This window comes from Amycolatopsis circi (genome assembly GCF_003385235.1).
GTDB classification, from domain to species: Bacteria; Actinomycetota; Actinomycetes; order Mycobacteriales; family Pseudonocardiaceae; genus Amycolatopsis; species Amycolatopsis circi.
Genome location: NZ_PQIA01000038.1, coordinates 13,259 through 28,585, shown reverse-complemented (window position 1 = coordinate 28,585; position 15,327 = coordinate 13,259). Strand labels below are relative to the sequence as shown.

The window sequence follows — 15,327 nt, the reverse complement described above, 5'->3', positions numbered from 1 at the left end:
GTCAATCCCTTTGAGAGTGCGAAAGTTGCCGGGCGGCGGGTGAGTCGAGGCGCAGCGCTTGCATCGCAGTGACAAGCTCGGCCAGGTCACGGGGGTCGGTAAGCGACCGGTCGGTGAGTCCCCGGATCCGCCGCAACCGGTAGCGAATGGTGTTGGCGTGGCAGTGCAAGGTCTCGCCGGCGCGTTCGGAGGAGCCGCCGCCGGAGAAGTACGCCTCGAGCGTCTCCAGGAGCAAATCGCGTTCGTCGGCGGGCAAATCCAAGACCGGGCCGAAGACCTGGTCGCCGAGCCTCCGGCCTTCGTCGGGGTCGTAGGCGACGAGCGCGGCCAGCGGGCTGGGGTCGAACGCGCGGACCTCGACCCGTTCCGGCGGTGTACCGGCCAACGCGGTGCGCGCGAGGTGCAGCGCGCGCGGGGTGTCGGCCAGCGACGCGTACAGCGGGCTGACCCCGGTGCGGGTCAACGCCACCTCGTTGAGCACGGTCAGCACCGCGCGGTATTGCTCGTCGCGCACCGACACGACCCCGGCTTGCAGGACCGGCGTGAGCTGCCACGCCGACACGATGCCGAGCAGGCTGAGCCGTCGTTCGATGCCGACCAGGCTCTCCTCGGCCAGCCCGCGAGTCTCGGCCGCGACGACGGCGAGTTTCCCGTCGAGCGGCAGGCCGAGCAGCCGTCCGGCTTCCCACGGCCCGGTTTCGGAGAGGCGCTGGCCGGTGAACAAGGCTTCGGCCAGCGCGGAACGGCGGCATTGCTGGGCGACGAGAAGTTCCGCGCTCGCCGCCCGGTACGCCTCGGTCACCCGGACCGCGTGCTCGTCCGTGAGCTGCCACAGCAGACTGGCCGCGTCGATCAGCGCGTCGTTGCTGCCGGACTCGCGGGCGTGCGCGGCCAGCAAGTCCCACAGCATCGCGCCGCCGATCCGGTAGACCTGCAGCACCTCCGGCAGCGACGCGCCCTGGTGCGCGCGCCGGTTGCCGGTCTCCTGCGGCGCGCCCTGGTCCGAAGCCTCGACGCCGCCGAGCGCGTCGACCAGGAACCGCACGTTGACCGCGATCGAGCGGTGCAGGTCCGCGCGCGGCACGATCTTCTCGTCCCGGTAGAGGTCGATCCGTTCGCAGACCGCCGCGCAGATTTCGTCGATCAGCCGCGGCAGCCGCGGCCGAACCTCGGCGATGAGTCCGCCTATGGCCATCGGCTCGCGCCGCGGATCATGCCGCTGCCTCGTCCCGACACGTCACCGTGAGCACGCCGTCGTCGAGCCTGACGTCGATGACCGTGTTGTCGTGCGCTTGGCCGCCGAGCAGCGCGCGTCCGATCCGGGTCTCGACTTCGCGAGCGAGGAACCGGCGCAGCGGCCGGGCGCCGTAAACCGGGTCGAAACCCTGTTCCGCGATGAAGCGCAGTGCTTTGTCGGACACCTCCAGGGTCATGTTCTGCTCGGCGAGCCGCGTGCGCAGGTCGCCCAGCATCAGTTCGACGACCCGTTCGATCTCCGGCAGCGTCAGCGGTTTGAACAGGACGATGTCGTCGATGCGGTTGAGGAATTCCGGCCGGAAATGTCCCCGCAGCGCCGCCATGACCTCGCCGCGCGCGGACTCGGCGATCTCGCCTTTGGCGTTGACCCCGTCGAGCAGGAAGTGCGCACCGATGTTGGAGGTCATGATGATGACGGTGTTGCGGAAGTCGACCGTACGGCCTTGCGAATCGGTGAGCCGACCGTCGTCGAGCACCTGCAGCAGTGTGTTGAACACGTCCGCGTGCGCTTTCTCGATCTCGTCGAACAGCACCACCGAATACGGTTTACGCCGCACAGCTTCGGTGAGCTGACCGCCCTCGTCGTAGCCGACGTACCCGGGCGGAGCGCCGACGAGCCGCGAAACCGTGTGCCGCTCCTGGTACTCGCTCATGTCGATCCGGACGATGTTGTCCTCGGTGTCGAACAAATCCGCGGCGAGCGCCTTCGCCAGCTCGGTCTTGCCGACGCCGGTCGGGCCCAGGAACAGGAACGACCCGATCGGGCGGCGCGGGTCCTTGATCCGGGACCGGGCGCGGATGATCGCGTCCGCGACCAGCTGCACCGCCTCGTCCTGCCCGATCACGCGCTCGTGCAGCAGTTCGTCCAGGCGCAGCAGCTTCTCCCGCTCGCCCTCCTGCAGCCGGCTCACCGGAATGCCGGTCCACCGCGACACGACCGCCGCGATCTCCTCTTCCGTGACGACTTCGCGGAGCAGCCGGGTGCCTGCCTGTCGCGTGGCGAGCAGTTCTTCCTCGCCCTCCAGCCGACGCTCCAGTTCCGGCAGACGCCCGTGTCGCAGCTGGGCGGCCGAGTTCAGGTCGTACGCGCGTTCGGCGGCCTCCGCGTCGTGCCGAACCTGCTCGATTTCCTCGCGCAGCGCCTGAACCTTGTGCAGCGCGGCACGTTCGGCCTCCCACTGCGTCCGCATCCCGCCCGCCTCGGCGCGCAGATCGACCAGCTCGCGGCGCAATTCTTCCAGCCGCGCCTTGCTCGCCGCGTCGGTTTCCTTGGCCAGCGCGGCTTCCTCGATCTCGGTGCGGGTCAGCCGCCGGCTCAGCTCGTCCAGTTCGGCGGGCATCGAGTCGATCTCCGTGCGCAGCATCGCGCACGCCTCGTCCACCAGATCGATCGCCTTGTCTGGCAGGAACCGGTCGGAGATGTAGCGATGGCTCAGCACTACGGCCGCGACCAGCGCGCTGTCCTGGATCTTCACGCCGTGGAACACTTCGAGCCGCTCGCGCAGCCCGCGCATGATCGAGATCGCGTCCTCGACCGACGGTTCGTCCACCAGCACCGGCTGGAACCGCCGTTCGAGCGCGGCGTCCTTTTCGATGTACTTGCGGTACTCGTCCGCCGTCGTCGCACCGATCAAGTGCAGTTCGCCGCGCGCGAGCATGGGTTTCAGCATGTTGCCCGCATCCATCGCGCCCTCGGTGGCACCCGCGCCGACGACGGTGTGCAGCTCGTCGACAAACAACAGGATCCGGCCCTCGGCGGCGGTCACCTCGTTGAGCACCGCCTTCAGCCGCTCCTCGAACTCGCCCCGGTACTTCGCGCCCGCGACCAGCGCACCGAGATCGAGCGAGAACACCGTCTTGCCCTTGAGCCCCTCCGGCACGTCGCCGCGGTCGATGCGCTGCGCGAGCCCCTCGACGATCGCGGTCTTGCCCACGCCCGGATCGCCGGTGAGCACCGGATTGTTTTTCGTCTTGCGCGACAGGATCTGGATCACCCGGCGGATCTCCGCGTCGCGTCCGATGACCGGGTCCAGTTTGCCCGCCGCCGCGTCGGCGACGAGGTCGCGGCCGTACTTTTCCAAGGCCTCGTAAGCGGATTCCGGCGTCGCCGACGTGACCCGCTGGTTGCCGCGCACCTTTCGCAGCACCTCCAGGAACTTATCCCGGGTCAGCCCCGCTCCGCGCAACAGCCGTCCGGCCGCGCTCGAACTGCCCTCCTCCAGCAAAGCCGCGACGAGGTGTTCGACGGACACGTAATCGTCCTTCAACCGCCCCGCTTCGCGATCGGCGGCGTCGAGCACCCGGGCGAGCCGAGCGGTCACGCGGGTTTCGCCGGGAGTGACGCCGGGGCCGCTCACTTTGGGGCGGCGTCCGAGTTCGGCTTCCAGCTCTTGTTTGGGGCGGGCCGGGTCCGCGCCCGCCTCTTCGAGTAGCCGCGACGCTAGCCCGCCGGGCTGGTCGAGCAAGGCGAGCAGGAGATGCTCGCCGTCGACCTCCGGCTGGCCGTACCGCAGCGCGGCGGTTTGCGCGTCGTGCAGTGCTTCCTGGGATTTCTGGGTGAGCCGGTTAGGATCCATGATCAGTCTCCGCTGCGTCGAGACCGGAGGTCCGCTTCGAGGTCCGCGATGCGGTCGAGCAGGTCGGCGACCAGGCCGACCGCCGCGTAGTTCAGCGAGAATCCGGCGCGCAACCGCTGGATCCGGGCCGCCGCGGACACCTGCGCGACCGGGTACCACCAGTCGCCGCGCGCGTCCTCGACCGGTTCCAGCAGGCCCAGCACAGTGAATCGGCGGACCAGCTCCGGATGCAGGCCGGTCGCGTGGGCGAACGTCGGCAAGTCCAGATGCGCCGCGCCGGGGCGGCGGCGCACGAGCGCGTAGGTCATCCCGGCCTCCTCGGGTTGTCGTCGGTGGCCGCGGCCAATTCCTCGTAGAGCTTGCGCTGCTCGTCGGTCAGGTCCTTGGGCACGACGATCTTGACCGCGGCGTACAGATCGCCGGGTTTTCCCCGGGAATTCGGGATGCCGCGGCCGCGCAACCGCAGCTTGCGCCCGCTGGACGTGCCCGCCGCGATTTTCAGCTTCGCTTCGCCGCCGCCGGGGAGGTCCATCGCGACTGTCGCGCCCAGCGCCGCTTCCGAAGGCAGCAAAGGAAGATCGACGGTCACGTCCCGTCCTTCCATCTGGTAGCGCTTGTCGGGCACCAAATGCACCACCAGATAGAGGTCACCACGTGGCGCGCCTTCGCCGCTGCCGTACCCGCCCTGCCCGGCCAGCCGGATGCGCTTGCCGTCGATGACTCCGGCCGGGATGTTGACGTCGACGGTGCGCGGGCCTTCCGGGCCGCTGAGGGTGAACGAACGCCGCCCGCCGTGGTACGCCTCGTCCAGGCTGATCTCGACCCCGGCTTCCTGATCGGCACCGGGAATCGGACCGCGCGGCTGACGGCCGAAGCCCCCTTGGAAGCCGCCTCCGAACATGCCGCCGAAGAGGTCTTCGAAGTTGACTCCTTCGGCGCTCTGGAAACCAGGGCCTGCTTTGGCGCGGGCGTAGGTCTCCGGGTCCATGTCCGGAGGCACCTGCCGGAAGTCCTTGCCGAACGCGTCGTAGCGCTTGCGTTTGTCCGGTTCGGAGAGCACGTCGTAGGCCTCGGAAACGGCCTTGAACTTCTCCTCCGCGCCCGGATCCTTGTTCACGTCCGGGTGGTACTTGCGGGCGAGCTTGCGGTACGCCTTCTGGATCTCGTCCTGGCTCGCCGTCCTAGAGACGCCCAGCAGTTGGTAAAAATCCTCGCTATCGCTCATCAATCCGCCTTCGCGACAACGACCGCCGCGGGCCGCAACTGGTTCTCCGCGTCGCCGTAACCGGGGCGCACGACCTGGACCACCGTGCCCGGCTCGACGCCCACGGCCGGAACGACCGACACCGCCTCGTGCAGTTGCGGATCGAACGGTGTCCCCTGTTCGTCCGCGTGCCGGGGAAAGCCGAGGTTGGCCATCGCCGTGTCGGCCTGCGTCCGCACCGCTTCGACGCCGGAAACGATGGACTTGGGGTCTGCCTCGGCGTGCCCGATGGCCAGGTCCAAGTTGTCCAGCACTGCCAGCAGTTCTTTGGCGGCGCGCTTGCGTTCTTGTTGTCGCACCTGGACGGTGTCCCGCACGGTGCGCTTGCGGAGGTTGTCCAGATCGGCCATCGCCGTGCGCCAGTTGTTTTCCAGCTCGGCGACCCTGGACTGGAGCCAGGAGACGTCGGCAGTGCCGTCCGGTTCCGTGGCTGCGTCCTGCTGCTTGTTCTCCATGGCGGTCAGGAGGTGGTGAACTCGGCGTCGACCACGTCGTCACCGTCGTCGCCGTTCCCGGTGGAATGTGCGCCGGTCGCGTCGCCGGCCGTCGACGCGACCGCGGCCAGACCGTGGAACAGCTGCTGGAGTTCCGAGGTCATCGACCGCAGCTTCTCCAGGCTCGGCTCGTCCTGCTTGAGGAGGTCCCGGGCATCCACGGCAAGGTTCTCCGCGCGCGCCTTTTCGTTGACCGGCACCGCGTCGCCGAGTTCCGTGACGCTTTTCTCCACCTGGTAGACGGCGCTGTCCAGCGTGTTGCGGGCGTCGACGACCTCGCGCAGCTTGGCGTCCTCGGCCCGGTGCGCCTCGGCGTCGGCGACCATGCGGTCGACGTCCGCGGAGTCCAAATTGGAGCTTTCCGAGATGGTGATGGCCTGTTCCCGGCCGGAGTTGGTGTCCTTGGCCGAGACGTTGAGGATGCCGTTGGCGTCGATGTCGTAGGTGACCTCGATCTGCGGCACGCCGCGCGGGGCGGGCGGGATGTTCTCCAGCCGGAACCGGCCGAGCACCCGGTTGTCCGCCGCCTTCTCGCGCTCGCCCTGCAGGACGACGATGTCCACTGCGGACTGATTGTCCTCGGCGGTGGAGAAGGTTTCCTTGCGCCGCGCCGGAATCGTGGTGTTGCGGTCGATGACCTTGGTCATCACGCCGCCCATCGTCTCGATCCCCAGCGAAAGCGGGGTGACGTCGAGCAGCAGGACATCCTTGGCCTCGCCCTTGATGATCGCCGCCTGAATCGCCGCGCCAAGGGCGACGACCTCGTCCGGGTTGACCGTCATATTCGGGTCTTTGCCGCCGGTCATCCGCCGCACCAGCGCCTGCACCGCCGGGATGCGCGTCGATCCGCCGACGAGAATGACCTCGTCGATGTCGTTCGCGGTGAGCTTCGCGTCCGAGAGGGCTCGCTCCACCGGCACCTTGCAGCGCTCGACCAGATCGGAGGTGATCTGGTCGAAGGTGGAACGCATGAGCGTGGTGTTGAGGTGCTTCGGCCCGGAGCCGTCCGCGGTGATGAACGGCAGGTTGATCGTGGTCTGCGAGACCGAAGACAGCTCTTCCTTCGCCTTGGACGCGGCCTCGAACAACCGTTGCAGCGCCTGCGGATCCGCCCGCAAGTCGATGCCGTTCTCCTTCTCGAACTGATCCGCGAGGTGATCCACGACCCGCCGGTCGAAGTCATCGCCGCCCAGATGCGTGTCGCCGGCGGTCGAACGCACCTCGACCACGCCGTCGCCGATGTCCAGGACACTGACGTCGAAGGTGCCGCCGCCGAGGTCGAACACCAGAACCGTCTCGTGCTGCTTCTTGTCGAGCCCGTAGGCGAGCGCGGCCGCGGTCGGCTCATTGATGATCCGCAACACCTCAAGCCCAGCAATGCGACCCGCGTCCTTGGTGGCCTGGCGCTGCGCGTCGTTGAAATACGCCGGAACCGTGATGACCGCCTCGGTCACCTTCTCCCCCAGGAACTTCGACGCGTCGTCGACCAGCTTCCGCAACACGAGCGCCGAAACCTCCTCCGGCGCGTACTTCTTGCCGTGCACGTCAAACCGCACCGCGTCGTCCGGCCCCGGCACGACGTCGTAGGACACCGCGTCGATCTCGCTGGCCACCTCGTCGTAGCGGCGCCCGATGAACCGCTTCGCCGACGAAATCGTGCCCTTCGGATTCATGATCGCCTGCCGCCGCGCGAGCTGCCCGACGAGCCGCTCGCCCGAATCGGTGTACGCGACCACCGACGGGGTAGTCCGAGCCCCGTCCGCGTTGGCGATCACCTCAGGCTGGCCGCCCTCCAGCACCGCGATGACCGAATTGGTCGTCCCCAGGTCGATGCCTACCGCTTTCGCCACGACGCGTTCCTCTCCGGGTTTTTTCAGGACAGGTTTCGGGGTCTGGTGTACTGGAGGCAGAAAGCGGCGTCAAGGCAAGATGATCTTTTCCGAAACCGCTACCAGCGCAATTGCCGGGCGATTGTGGGGAGCACCAAAGAATATTGTTCCGCGACACAATCGGCTGGCTTCACCGGGGGGCTCGCGACAAGAATTACCTTGTGTGCGATTAGGTTGCACAGTTTCCATAGCGATGCTGTCTACGCCGTGGCGATCACTTGCCTCATCTCGCTGGCGATCGTCCCCTGCCTCCTGGCCCGCAGCGGCAGTCCTGACACCTGAGTCATTGCCTGGCCGGTCACTTTTTCGCTCATCAGCTGATCGCGACACGGCGAAGCAATCCGGACTCGACGTGCTTGCGGCGGGCGCACTGATCGAGAAATTACGGCCCGCGCGCAGCTATCCGCAGGAGAACGCATGAAGTTCGGCGTCGGCACTTTCGCAACGGACGAGAGCATCCGCACGCGCCGTCGCGGGCCGTTGCTGAACGAGAAACTCGCCGCGCTCAAAGTGATCTGGACCGCCGACGAGGCCGAATTCCACGGCGAGCACCTAGACTTCGACCCGGTTTTCTCTTGGCCGAAGCCGCTGCAATGTCCGCACCCGCCCATCGCGATCGGCGGCGAAAGCCCGGCCGCGCTCGACCGGCTTGCCCGCTACGCCGACGAATGGCTGCCCCGCGCGAAAACCCCGGTCGACGAGCTGCGCCGCGTGGCGTCTTGGCTGGCCGATCAGGGCCGCGCCGACATCCGCACCACCCTCTGTGGAGCCACTTTGGACTCGGACATCGCCGCCTACGCCGACGCCGGAGTGGACCGGGTGACGTTCACGTTGCCGCCCTTGCCGGAACGGGAAACGCTGCACTACCTCGACAAACTGGCGGCACGGCGAAAAGACTGAATGCGGTCACCGCCAGATTCGGCAGTGACCGCATTCAGTTGCTGAAAACTAGATGCCCATGCTTGCGCCGAGCGTGTCCAGCGCCTTGTTGACCATGCCCTGAGCCGCGGCGTTCAGGTTGGCGTTGGTGCCGTTCACGACCCAGTCCGAGCCGGAGAACATCACCACGGTCACACCGTTGTCGACGCCGCCGTCAGTGCCGCTGCTGTTGATGCCCAGCAGCGAAGCCGCCTTCACCGAGGCTTCGCCCAATTCGCGGGAGTCGTTGTCCGAAGTATCCTGGTCGTTCGCGGTCTGCGTGTCGCCGAAGATCGCGCCGATCACCTTGCTCTTGTAGAACATCAGCGCGAACTGGCGGCCCTTGATGCCGTGCTCCTTGTAGAAAAAGTGCGGGCAAGGGCTCTTCTTGTCGTAGCAGTCGTCGCCGAGGACGTAGAACGGCACCTTGTGCGCGCCGAGCGACTTTCCGTTGCTGTCCTTGAAAGTCGTGGTGCCCTGGTGGTCAGGATCGGGGTCGGGGTCGCTGCCGTCGGTGTCGACGGCCAGGCCGGAACCGTAGGCGTAGACGCCCTTCGCCACCTGGTAGACGTTGACGTTCTTGGCCCGCGTCATGGTGTTGATGTGCGGCTGGGTGTTGACCTTGTTCTCGTTCGTGCTGTTCTTTTTGACGCCGGCCAGCACTTCCGCGGCCGTGTACGACTTGGCGGCGGCAGTGTCCGCGGTGGACGCGTGAGCGGAGTTGACAGCGAGCGGCACGGCGAGCGCCAGAGCGGCGCCGACCACAGCGAAACGCCTACGGGAGGATGACATGACCGGGCGACCTCCAGCCTTCATTAGGAAAACTTCCTAACATAGTGAACCATCCGTGACCGCTCGTTGTCACGAGGTGACTTCGAGAAAATTCCGGACGACCGCCTGGTGCTGGGAATCCACGCGGGACAGTTGCCCGCTGAACGGAACTCTGCGGCCGATCGGGCCGCCTAGCGCAGCTCGAAGCTGGCGTAGGCGACGCATCGCGAAGAAGATCGTCTTCATCGCCTGGAGCACTGCCGGATCGCCCGACACGGCAGTGCTCGGCGAAGTCGACCCGAGGCGTGCCGTCGCGCCTCGCCACGTTCTTCGGCTGCGCCGGAAAAACGCCGGAGGAGGCGTCAGAGCTTGGCCGCGTCCACGATCGCTTGCGCGAACGGCCGCGGAGCCTCCTGCGGGACGTTGTGCCCGATGCCGTCGAGGATCCGGTGCTCGTACTTTCCGGTGAACTTGGCGCGGTAGGCCTTGCCGTCCTTGGCCGCGCCGTCGAAGTCGCTGGCCAGGGTGATCGCCGGGACGCCGATGGTCGCGCCCGAGGCGAGTTTCTGTTCGTACGCCTCGTATTGCGGCTCGCCGGGAGCGAGGCTGAGCCGCCAGCGGTAGTTGTGGATGACGATCGCGACGTGGTCCGGATTGTCGAACGCGGCGGCGCTGCGGTCGTACGTCGCGTCGTCGAAACGCCAGCTCGGCGACGCCGTCTTCCAGATCAGCTTGTTGAAATCGTGCCGGTTCGCCGCGTAGCCGGCGCGGCCGCGCTCGGTCGCGAAGTAGTACTGGTACCACCAGCCCAGTTCGGCGGCCGGGGGCAGCGGCTGCAGGTTGGCCTTGAGGTTGGCGACGATATACCCGCTCACCGGGACGACGGCCTGGCACCGCTCGGGCCACAACGCCGCGATGACGGCGGCCGTCCGCGAACCCCAGTCGTATCCGCCGAGGATCGCTTTGTCGATTTTCAACGTGTCCATCAGCGCGACTACGTCTTGCGCGATGGCCGTCTGCTGCCCGTTGCGGACCGTGTCGGCGGACTTGAATACTGTCGGGCCGAACCCGCGCAGGAACGGCACGAGCACCCGGAACCCTTGCGCCACAAGCAAAGGCGCGACGTCGGCGTAGCTGTACGGATCGTACGGCCAGCCGTGCAACAGCAGTACCGGCTTGCCGTTAGCCGGGCCGAATTCCGCGTACGCCATCGAAACGACACCGGCGTCGGCGTGCTTGATCGTGCCCAGCGACGTGTGTTCGCCAGAACCGGCACGCAAATCCACACCAGCGGCGGGCAGCGAGGAGCAGGCGGCGAGAGAGGTCGCCGCCAGACCGGCCGCGAACACCTGGGTGAATCGTCTCCTGCTGATCAACTGAACTCCTGTGCGCAAGACCGTGGGACGGCCTCGACGCTAGGGAGCCCGGCCGCCGCGCGCGCCCGTCAGATGACGCAACCGGCGTAAGTCAGTCGCCGAGCGCCTGCACCGCGTCGGCCAGTTCGGCGCGGGAACTCACGCCGAGCTTCGGGAAGATCCGGTGCAGATGAGTCCCGACGGTCCGATGCGAAAGGTAGAGCCGCTGTCCGATCTCCCGATTCGTCAGCCCTTCGGCGGCCAGCTGCGCGATGCTCAGCTCGTGCGGAGTCAGCTTGTCCCGCGCGTCCGGGCTCCGGTTCGGGCTCGACTCCCCCGCGCTGCGCAACTCCCGCCGCGCCCGCTCGGCCCATGCCGTCAGGCCGAGCGCGTCGAACGTTTCCCGCGCGGTACGCAGGTGCGCCCGCGATTCGACGACCCGGCGCTGTCGCCGCAACCACTCGCCGAACGCCAGGTGGACCCGTCCGCGTTCGGCAGGCCATCCGTTCAGGTCCGCCTGCAAAGCCGCCGTGAACAGGTCTTCGGCAGTGTCCTTCGGCGCGAGCACGGCCCGCGCGTACCGGAGCCCGATGTGCAACGCCGGGGCCGGAGTCGTGGCGGCCAACGGCTCCAGTTCGGCCAGGATTTCCCGCATTGCGTCCGTCTGCCCGGCCCGGACGGCGGCCTCGGTCAACTCCGCGACGCAGTAAGCGCGCAAGGCCAGCTGGTAAGCCGGGTCGGCGGGGTCGAGCAGGCGGCGCAGGTCGGCGAACGCGTCCTCGTACCGGCCCTCGCTCAACGCCACGAGGCCGCGCGCGAGCTGGACGGTAGCCAGCACCGGACGCGCACCCGCGGCCAGCCCGGCGCGTTCGGCCTCGTCGGCGAGTGCGCAGGCCTGCTTGTGGTCGCCACGAAGCGCGGCGATCTCGGCCTGGACCGCGAGCGCCAGCCCGCCCATGAACGGCTGTCCGGTCTCCTGCGCGAGCCGGACGGCCTCCGCGGCGGACGGTGCTGCTCCAGCCAGATCGCCGAGCCGGACCCGGCTCCACGCCTGGACGGCCAACGCCCGCGGCAACAACCCGAGTCGGCCTTGCGCGCGCAAGCCCGGCACCGCGGCTGTCGAGAAGCGGGCGGCCAGGTCGAATGCGCCGACCTGCAGTGAAGCGCTGCCCAGGTAACGGTCGGTTTCCGGATCAGCTCCGGCCACGCCAGCGAGTACCCGAAGCTGCTCCAAGACGGCAGTGCCGCGTTCGAACGGCGCGACGTACGCGGCGACCGCGATCAGCCGCGGATCGTCGTCGGGGATGGGCAGCGCCGAGGCGACGTCCAGCAGCGTCCGGCGAGCCGCAGCGCCGGGTTCGGACCAGAAACACCGCATCGCGGCACCCCACAGGATCCGCATCGCCGCGTCGTTCTGTCCGTTGGCGGCGACGGATTCGGCAAGTGCCGCAAGCACTCCGATTCGCGCGGGATCCTCACGGACGCCGTCCTCGAAACCGCTGAGCAACTGGCTCGCGGTCGCCTGCTGGCGCGGGGAGAACGACCCGCCGCGCACCAAACGTTCGGCTGTCTCCCGACGGCCCGATTCGACCGCCAACTCGGCCGCCCGCAGCAACCGATCCGCCCGCGCCTCCGGGTCTTCGCTGAGCTGCGCCGCCTGCTCCAGCGCAGCGATCGCAGCAGCGGCCCCGCCCCGCCGGCGAGCCCGATCGGCGGCCGATTCCAACGCCACAGCCACGGTTTCGTCCGGACCCGCAGCCGCGCGGGCTTGGTGCCAGGCACGCCGATCGGGCTGTTCACGCACCGTTTCAGCCAACGCGAGCTGCGCCCGCCTCCGGTCGCCGAGCGTCGCGGCAGCGGGGATCGCCGAACGCATCAGCGGATGCCGGAAGGTCACGCAACCGACCGTGAACTCGACCAGCCGCGCGTCGACAGCGGGACTCAACACCTCGGGCTCGACCGGCTTTCCGAGGACAATCCCTGTCGCAGCAAGGGTTTCCGCAATCGAGCCGGTCTCGTTGAGCGCCGCGACCAGCAGCACCGCCCGGGTGGCTTCCGGCAGCGACGCGACCCGGGAGGCGAACGTCCGCTCGAGCCGCTCGGTCAACGGCAGGACCGGGTCGAGCACATCGAGATCGGCCACTGCCGAGGGCAGCTCCGTCAGCGCGAGCGGATGTCCCGCGGACTCGGCGAGCAGCCGCGTCCGGACCATCGGGTCAAGCCGCGGCGCGACGGAGTCCAGCAGTTCCGCGGCAGCGTCGTCGGGAAGACGGTCGAGCGGCATCGGCGAGTGAGCGGCGTCGAGCAGCGGAGTGGAACCGTCCCGGAGCGTCGCGATCAGCGCGACCGGCTCCGTCTCGATCCGCCGGGCGACGAAAGCCAGAACGTCAGCACTGGCGCGATCCAGCCAATGGATGTCCTCCGCGACGACCAGCACCGGTTTCGCAGCGGCGGTATCGAAAAGCAACGTCAACGTGGCGAGCCCGACCAGATACGCGCTGGGCTCTGGCCCGTCTGCGAGCCCGAGCGCGGTCTCCAGCGCTGTCCGTTGCGGCGCGGGCAACTCGGCCACGCCCGCGCGGACGGGGTGCAGCAACTGGTGCAGCCCGGCGTAGGCAAGGTCCTGCTCGGCCTCGGCACCGGTCGTCCGCAGCACCCGCATCCCGCCGACCGAAGCAGCCCTAGCCGCCACAGCCACCAGCGCGGACTTCCCGATGCCAGCCTCGCCCCGGATGAGGACGCCGACGCGTCCTTCCGGGCCGTCCACCAGCTCGGTCAGCTCCTTGAGCTCTGCGTCCCGTCCGTGCAGCGTCATGGTTCTCCCCTCGCCGCTGACGATACCGGGAGACGACGTACAGCGACGACGTCGTCCGACGGGCGCGAAGACCGCCGAGAGCGCCTTAGTTTCAGCCGAAAGCGACCCTCCACAAAGGAAAGCGATGAGACGCACCCGAACACTTCTCTCGGCGTTGCCGCTCGCGGCGCTGCTGGTGACGACCGTCGCCCAGCTCGCGCCCAGCGCCGCCGCGGCGGAGACCACCGCCTGCGCCACCACCGGAGTCACCGCGCCCAGCGGCGCGAAAATCGAATCGGTACAGGCCGAACCGAAGCCCGGCTACTGCGAAATCACCGTCACGCTCACGCACACTGGGGCCAATGACCACGTCAAGGTCGCCGTGGCGCTGCCGCAGACCCGGTGGACCGGACGGCTCCAGGCGGTCGGCGGAAGCGCGTACGCCGCCGGCGACTTCGGCGCACCGCTGGCTCAGGCCGCCAAGGACGGCTACGCGGGCGTGACCACCGACGCCGGCGTCGGCGAGGCTCTCGACACCTCGTGGGCATTGACCGCGCCCGGCAAGGTCAACCGGCCGCTGCTGACGAACTTCGCGACCCGCTCGGTGCACGAGGCCGCGCTGCTCGGCAAGGACGTCACGCAGCGGTTCTACCACCGGCCGGTGACCTATTCGTACTGGAACGGCTGCTCGACCGGCGGCCGTCAGGGCTATTCCGAGGCGCAGAACCACCCTGGCGACTTCGACGGCATCCTGGCGAACGCGCCCGCGGTCCACTGGACGCAGTTCGCGGTCGCGACGCTCTGGCCGCAGATCGTGATGAACCAGGAGCGCGATTTCCCGAGTTCCTGCGTTTTCACCGCGTTCCGGCAGGCCGCGATCAAGGCGTGCGACGCGAACGACGGCGTCAAGAACGGCATCGTCGACCGGCCGGACGAATGCAGTTACGATCCGCGCGGCCTGATCGGCACGAAGGTCGTCTGCGACGGCAAAGAAGTCACCGTCACGGCCAAGGACGCCGACGTCATGCGCAAGATCTGGGCCGGGCCGACCGACGAACGCGGCCGGAAGCTGTGGGACGGCCTCCCGAAGGGCGCCGATTTCGCCTGGCTGGCCGGAACCGGCGACAGTCCCTACGCCACCGGCTTCCCGGTCGCGGTCCAGTGGGTGCAGTCGTTCCTGGCCAAGCAGCCGGACTTCGACGTCTCGAAGCTCACCTACGCCCAGTTCGCCCAGGTGTTCCGCCAGTCGGTGCGGGAATACGACGACGTCATCGGCACCGCTGACCCGGACCTGTCGGCCTTCCGCCGGACCGGCGGCAAGCTGCTGAGCTTCGTCGGCACGGACGACCAGCTCATCCCGCCCGGCGGCACGCTGCGCTACCGCGCGGAGGTCGAACGGGCGATGGGCGGCTCCCACCGGGTGAACGACTTCTACCGGCTGTTCCTGGCCCCCGGCGTCGAACACTGCGGCGGCGGGGCGGGCGCGACGCCCACGAACCCGCTCGGCGCGCTGGTCGACTGGGTCGAACACGGCAAGGCACCGGCCACCTTGGCGGCCGCGACCGCGGACGGGAAGCAGACCCGCGACCTGTGCGCGTACCCGCGGGTCTCGCGGTACCAGGGCTACGGCGACCCGGCCGTCGCGTCCAGCTACCGCTGCCGCTGACCTGTGCCGTGCGTGCCGACCCCCCAACGGCACGCACGGCACTTCCTTGCGAAGTACCGCGATGCGGTCGACTGACGGCCGCGAAGATGAGCAACGTGGGCCTAGTTTTCTTGCTATAACTCACTTCTTTCGCACTGGTACCGTCGGATCGGTTGTCTTGGCGACCGCGTGCTCCACTTCCGCAGCCCCTCCGCCTGCCGCATCTCCGGTAACTGCCCCAGCCTCGGGCTGGCCGATCCGACGCACCACGTCCTGGTCAGCAAAACCGTGCACTTCGTCGTGCCGGTGGGCGGCCACCGCTGAGCGGACCGGCAGAATCGAGCGCATGCGACCGGCTCGACGA

Annotated in this window: 11 protein-coding genes; 2 read left to right on the top strand and 9 right to left on the bottom strand. The window is 68.4% G+C overall.

The window, feature by feature from the left end:
* Position 1 precedes the first annotated feature (1 nt).
* From D0D37_RS18470 to dnaK, 6 genes are read right to left on the bottom strand one after another with little or no spacing between them, the layout of a single operon-like run.
* The gene (locus tag D0D37_RS18470; protein ID WP_116201800.1) at positions 2-1,195 is read right to left on the bottom strand and encodes a PucR family transcriptional regulator; all 1,194 of its coding nucleotides are present in this window, start codon (positions 1,193-1,195) and stop codon (positions 2-4) included.
* A gap of 16 nt (positions 1,196-1,211) precedes the next feature.
* On the bottom strand, positions 1,212-3,833 hold the full coding sequence (gene clpB / locus D0D37_RS18465) for an ATP-dependent chaperone ClpB (protein ID WP_116201799.1): 2,622 nt from the start codon (positions 3,831-3,833) through the stop codon (positions 1,212-1,214).
* 2 nt (positions 3,834-3,835) lie between these two features.
* Positions 3,836-4,141 carry a chaperone modulator CbpM gene (locus D0D37_RS18460; RefSeq protein WP_208720024.1) on the bottom strand — a complete coding sequence of 102 codons (306 nt, stop codon included), beginning with the start codon at positions 4,139-4,141 and terminating at the stop codon, positions 3,836-3,838.
* Positions 4,138-5,058: a DnaJ C-terminal domain-containing protein gene (locus tag D0D37_RS18455; protein WP_116201798.1), complete on the bottom strand. Its 921-nt coding sequence runs from the start codon at positions 5,056-5,058 to the stop codon at positions 4,138-4,140. The genes D0D37_RS18460 and D0D37_RS18455 overlap by 4 nt, the downstream gene beginning before the upstream one ends.
* The gene (locus D0D37_RS18450; protein WP_116201797.1) at positions 5,058-5,552 is read right to left on the bottom strand and encodes a nucleotide exchange factor GrpE; all 495 of its coding nucleotides are present in this window, start codon (positions 5,550-5,552) and stop codon (positions 5,058-5,060) included. The genes D0D37_RS18455 and D0D37_RS18450 overlap by 1 nt, the downstream gene beginning before the upstream one ends.
* Positions 5,553-5,557: 5 nt before the next feature.
* Positions 5,558-7,441, bottom strand: coding sequence for a molecular chaperone DnaK (dnaK, locus tag D0D37_RS18445; protein ID WP_116201796.1), 1,884 nt, complete (start codon positions 7,439-7,441; stop codon positions 5,558-5,560).
* Positions 7,442-7,897: 456 nt separating this feature from the next.
* Between dnaK and D0D37_RS18440 the strand changes: the two genes are divergently transcribed.
* Complete coding sequence (locus D0D37_RS18440) at positions 7,898-8,380, top strand: LLM class flavin-dependent oxidoreductase (protein WP_116201795.1); 483 nt, start codon at positions 7,898-7,900, stop codon at positions 8,378-8,380.
* Positions 8,381-8,428: 48 nt separating this feature from the next.
* Here D0D37_RS18440 and D0D37_RS18435 read toward each other — a convergent pair whose 3' ends face one another.
* From D0D37_RS18435 to D0D37_RS18420, 3 genes are all read right to left on the bottom strand, one after another.
* Positions 8,429-9,190: a glycoside hydrolase family 75 protein gene (locus tag D0D37_RS18435; RefSeq protein ID WP_244223568.1), complete on the bottom strand. Its 762-nt coding sequence runs from the start codon at positions 9,188-9,190 to the stop codon at positions 8,429-8,431.
* A 341-nt stretch (positions 9,191-9,531) separates the two neighbouring features.
* On the bottom strand, positions 9,532-10,545 hold the full coding sequence (locus D0D37_RS18425; protein WP_116201792.1) for an alpha/beta fold hydrolase: 1,014 nt from the start codon (positions 10,543-10,545) through the stop codon (positions 9,532-9,534).
* Positions 10,546-10,636: 91 nt separating this feature from the next.
* Positions 10,637-13,339, bottom strand: coding sequence for a helix-turn-helix transcriptional regulator (locus D0D37_RS18420; RefSeq protein WP_116201791.1), 2,703 nt, complete (start codon positions 13,337-13,339; stop codon positions 10,637-10,639).
* Positions 13,340-13,463: 124 nt separating this feature from the next.
* On the opposite strand from D0D37_RS18420, the gene D0D37_RS18415 reads away from it, so the two are divergent.
* Positions 13,464-14,984, top strand: a complete 1,521-nt coding sequence (locus D0D37_RS18415) for a tannase/feruloyl esterase family alpha/beta hydrolase (RefSeq protein ID WP_116201790.1) — start codon at positions 13,464-13,466, stop codon at positions 14,982-14,984.
* Positions 14,985-15,327: the final 343 nt, after the last annotated feature.

Excerpts from the sequence above, each read along its gene's own strand:
- D0D37_RS18415 (WP_116201790.1), top strand. The coding sequence starts at position 13,464 with ATGAGACGCACCCGAACACTTCTCTCGGCGTTGCCGCTCGCGGCGCTG.
- D0D37_RS18435 (WP_244223568.1), bottom strand. The coding sequence starts at position 9,190 with ATGTCATCCTCCCGTAGGCGTTTCGCTGTGGTCGGCGCCGCTCTGGCG.
- D0D37_RS18440 (WP_116201795.1), top strand. The coding sequence starts at position 7,898 with ATGAAGTTCGGCGTCGGCACTTTCGCAACGGACGAGAGCATCCGCACG.
- D0D37_RS18450 (WP_116201797.1), bottom strand. The coding sequence starts at position 5,552 with ATGGAGAACAAGCAGCAGGACGCAGCCACGGAACCGGACGGCACTGCC.
- clpB (WP_116201799.1), bottom strand. The coding sequence starts at position 3,833 with ATGGATCCTAACCGGCTCACCCAGAAATCCCAGGAAGCACTGCACGAC.
- D0D37_RS18460 (WP_208720024.1), bottom strand. The coding sequence starts at position 4,141 with ATGACCTACGCGCTCGTGCGCCGCCGCCCCGGCGCGGCGCATCTGGAC.
- D0D37_RS18420 (WP_116201791.1), bottom strand. The coding sequence starts at position 13,339 with ATGACGCTGCACGGACGGGACGCAGAGCTCAAGGAGCTGACCGAGCTG.
- D0D37_RS18455 (WP_116201798.1), bottom strand. The coding sequence starts at position 5,058 with ATGAGCGATAGCGAGGATTTTTACCAACTGCTGGGCGTCTCTAGGACG.
- D0D37_RS18470 (WP_116201800.1), bottom strand. The coding sequence starts at position 1,195 with ATGGCCATAGGCGGACTCATCGCCGAGGTTCGGCCGCGGCTGCCGCGG.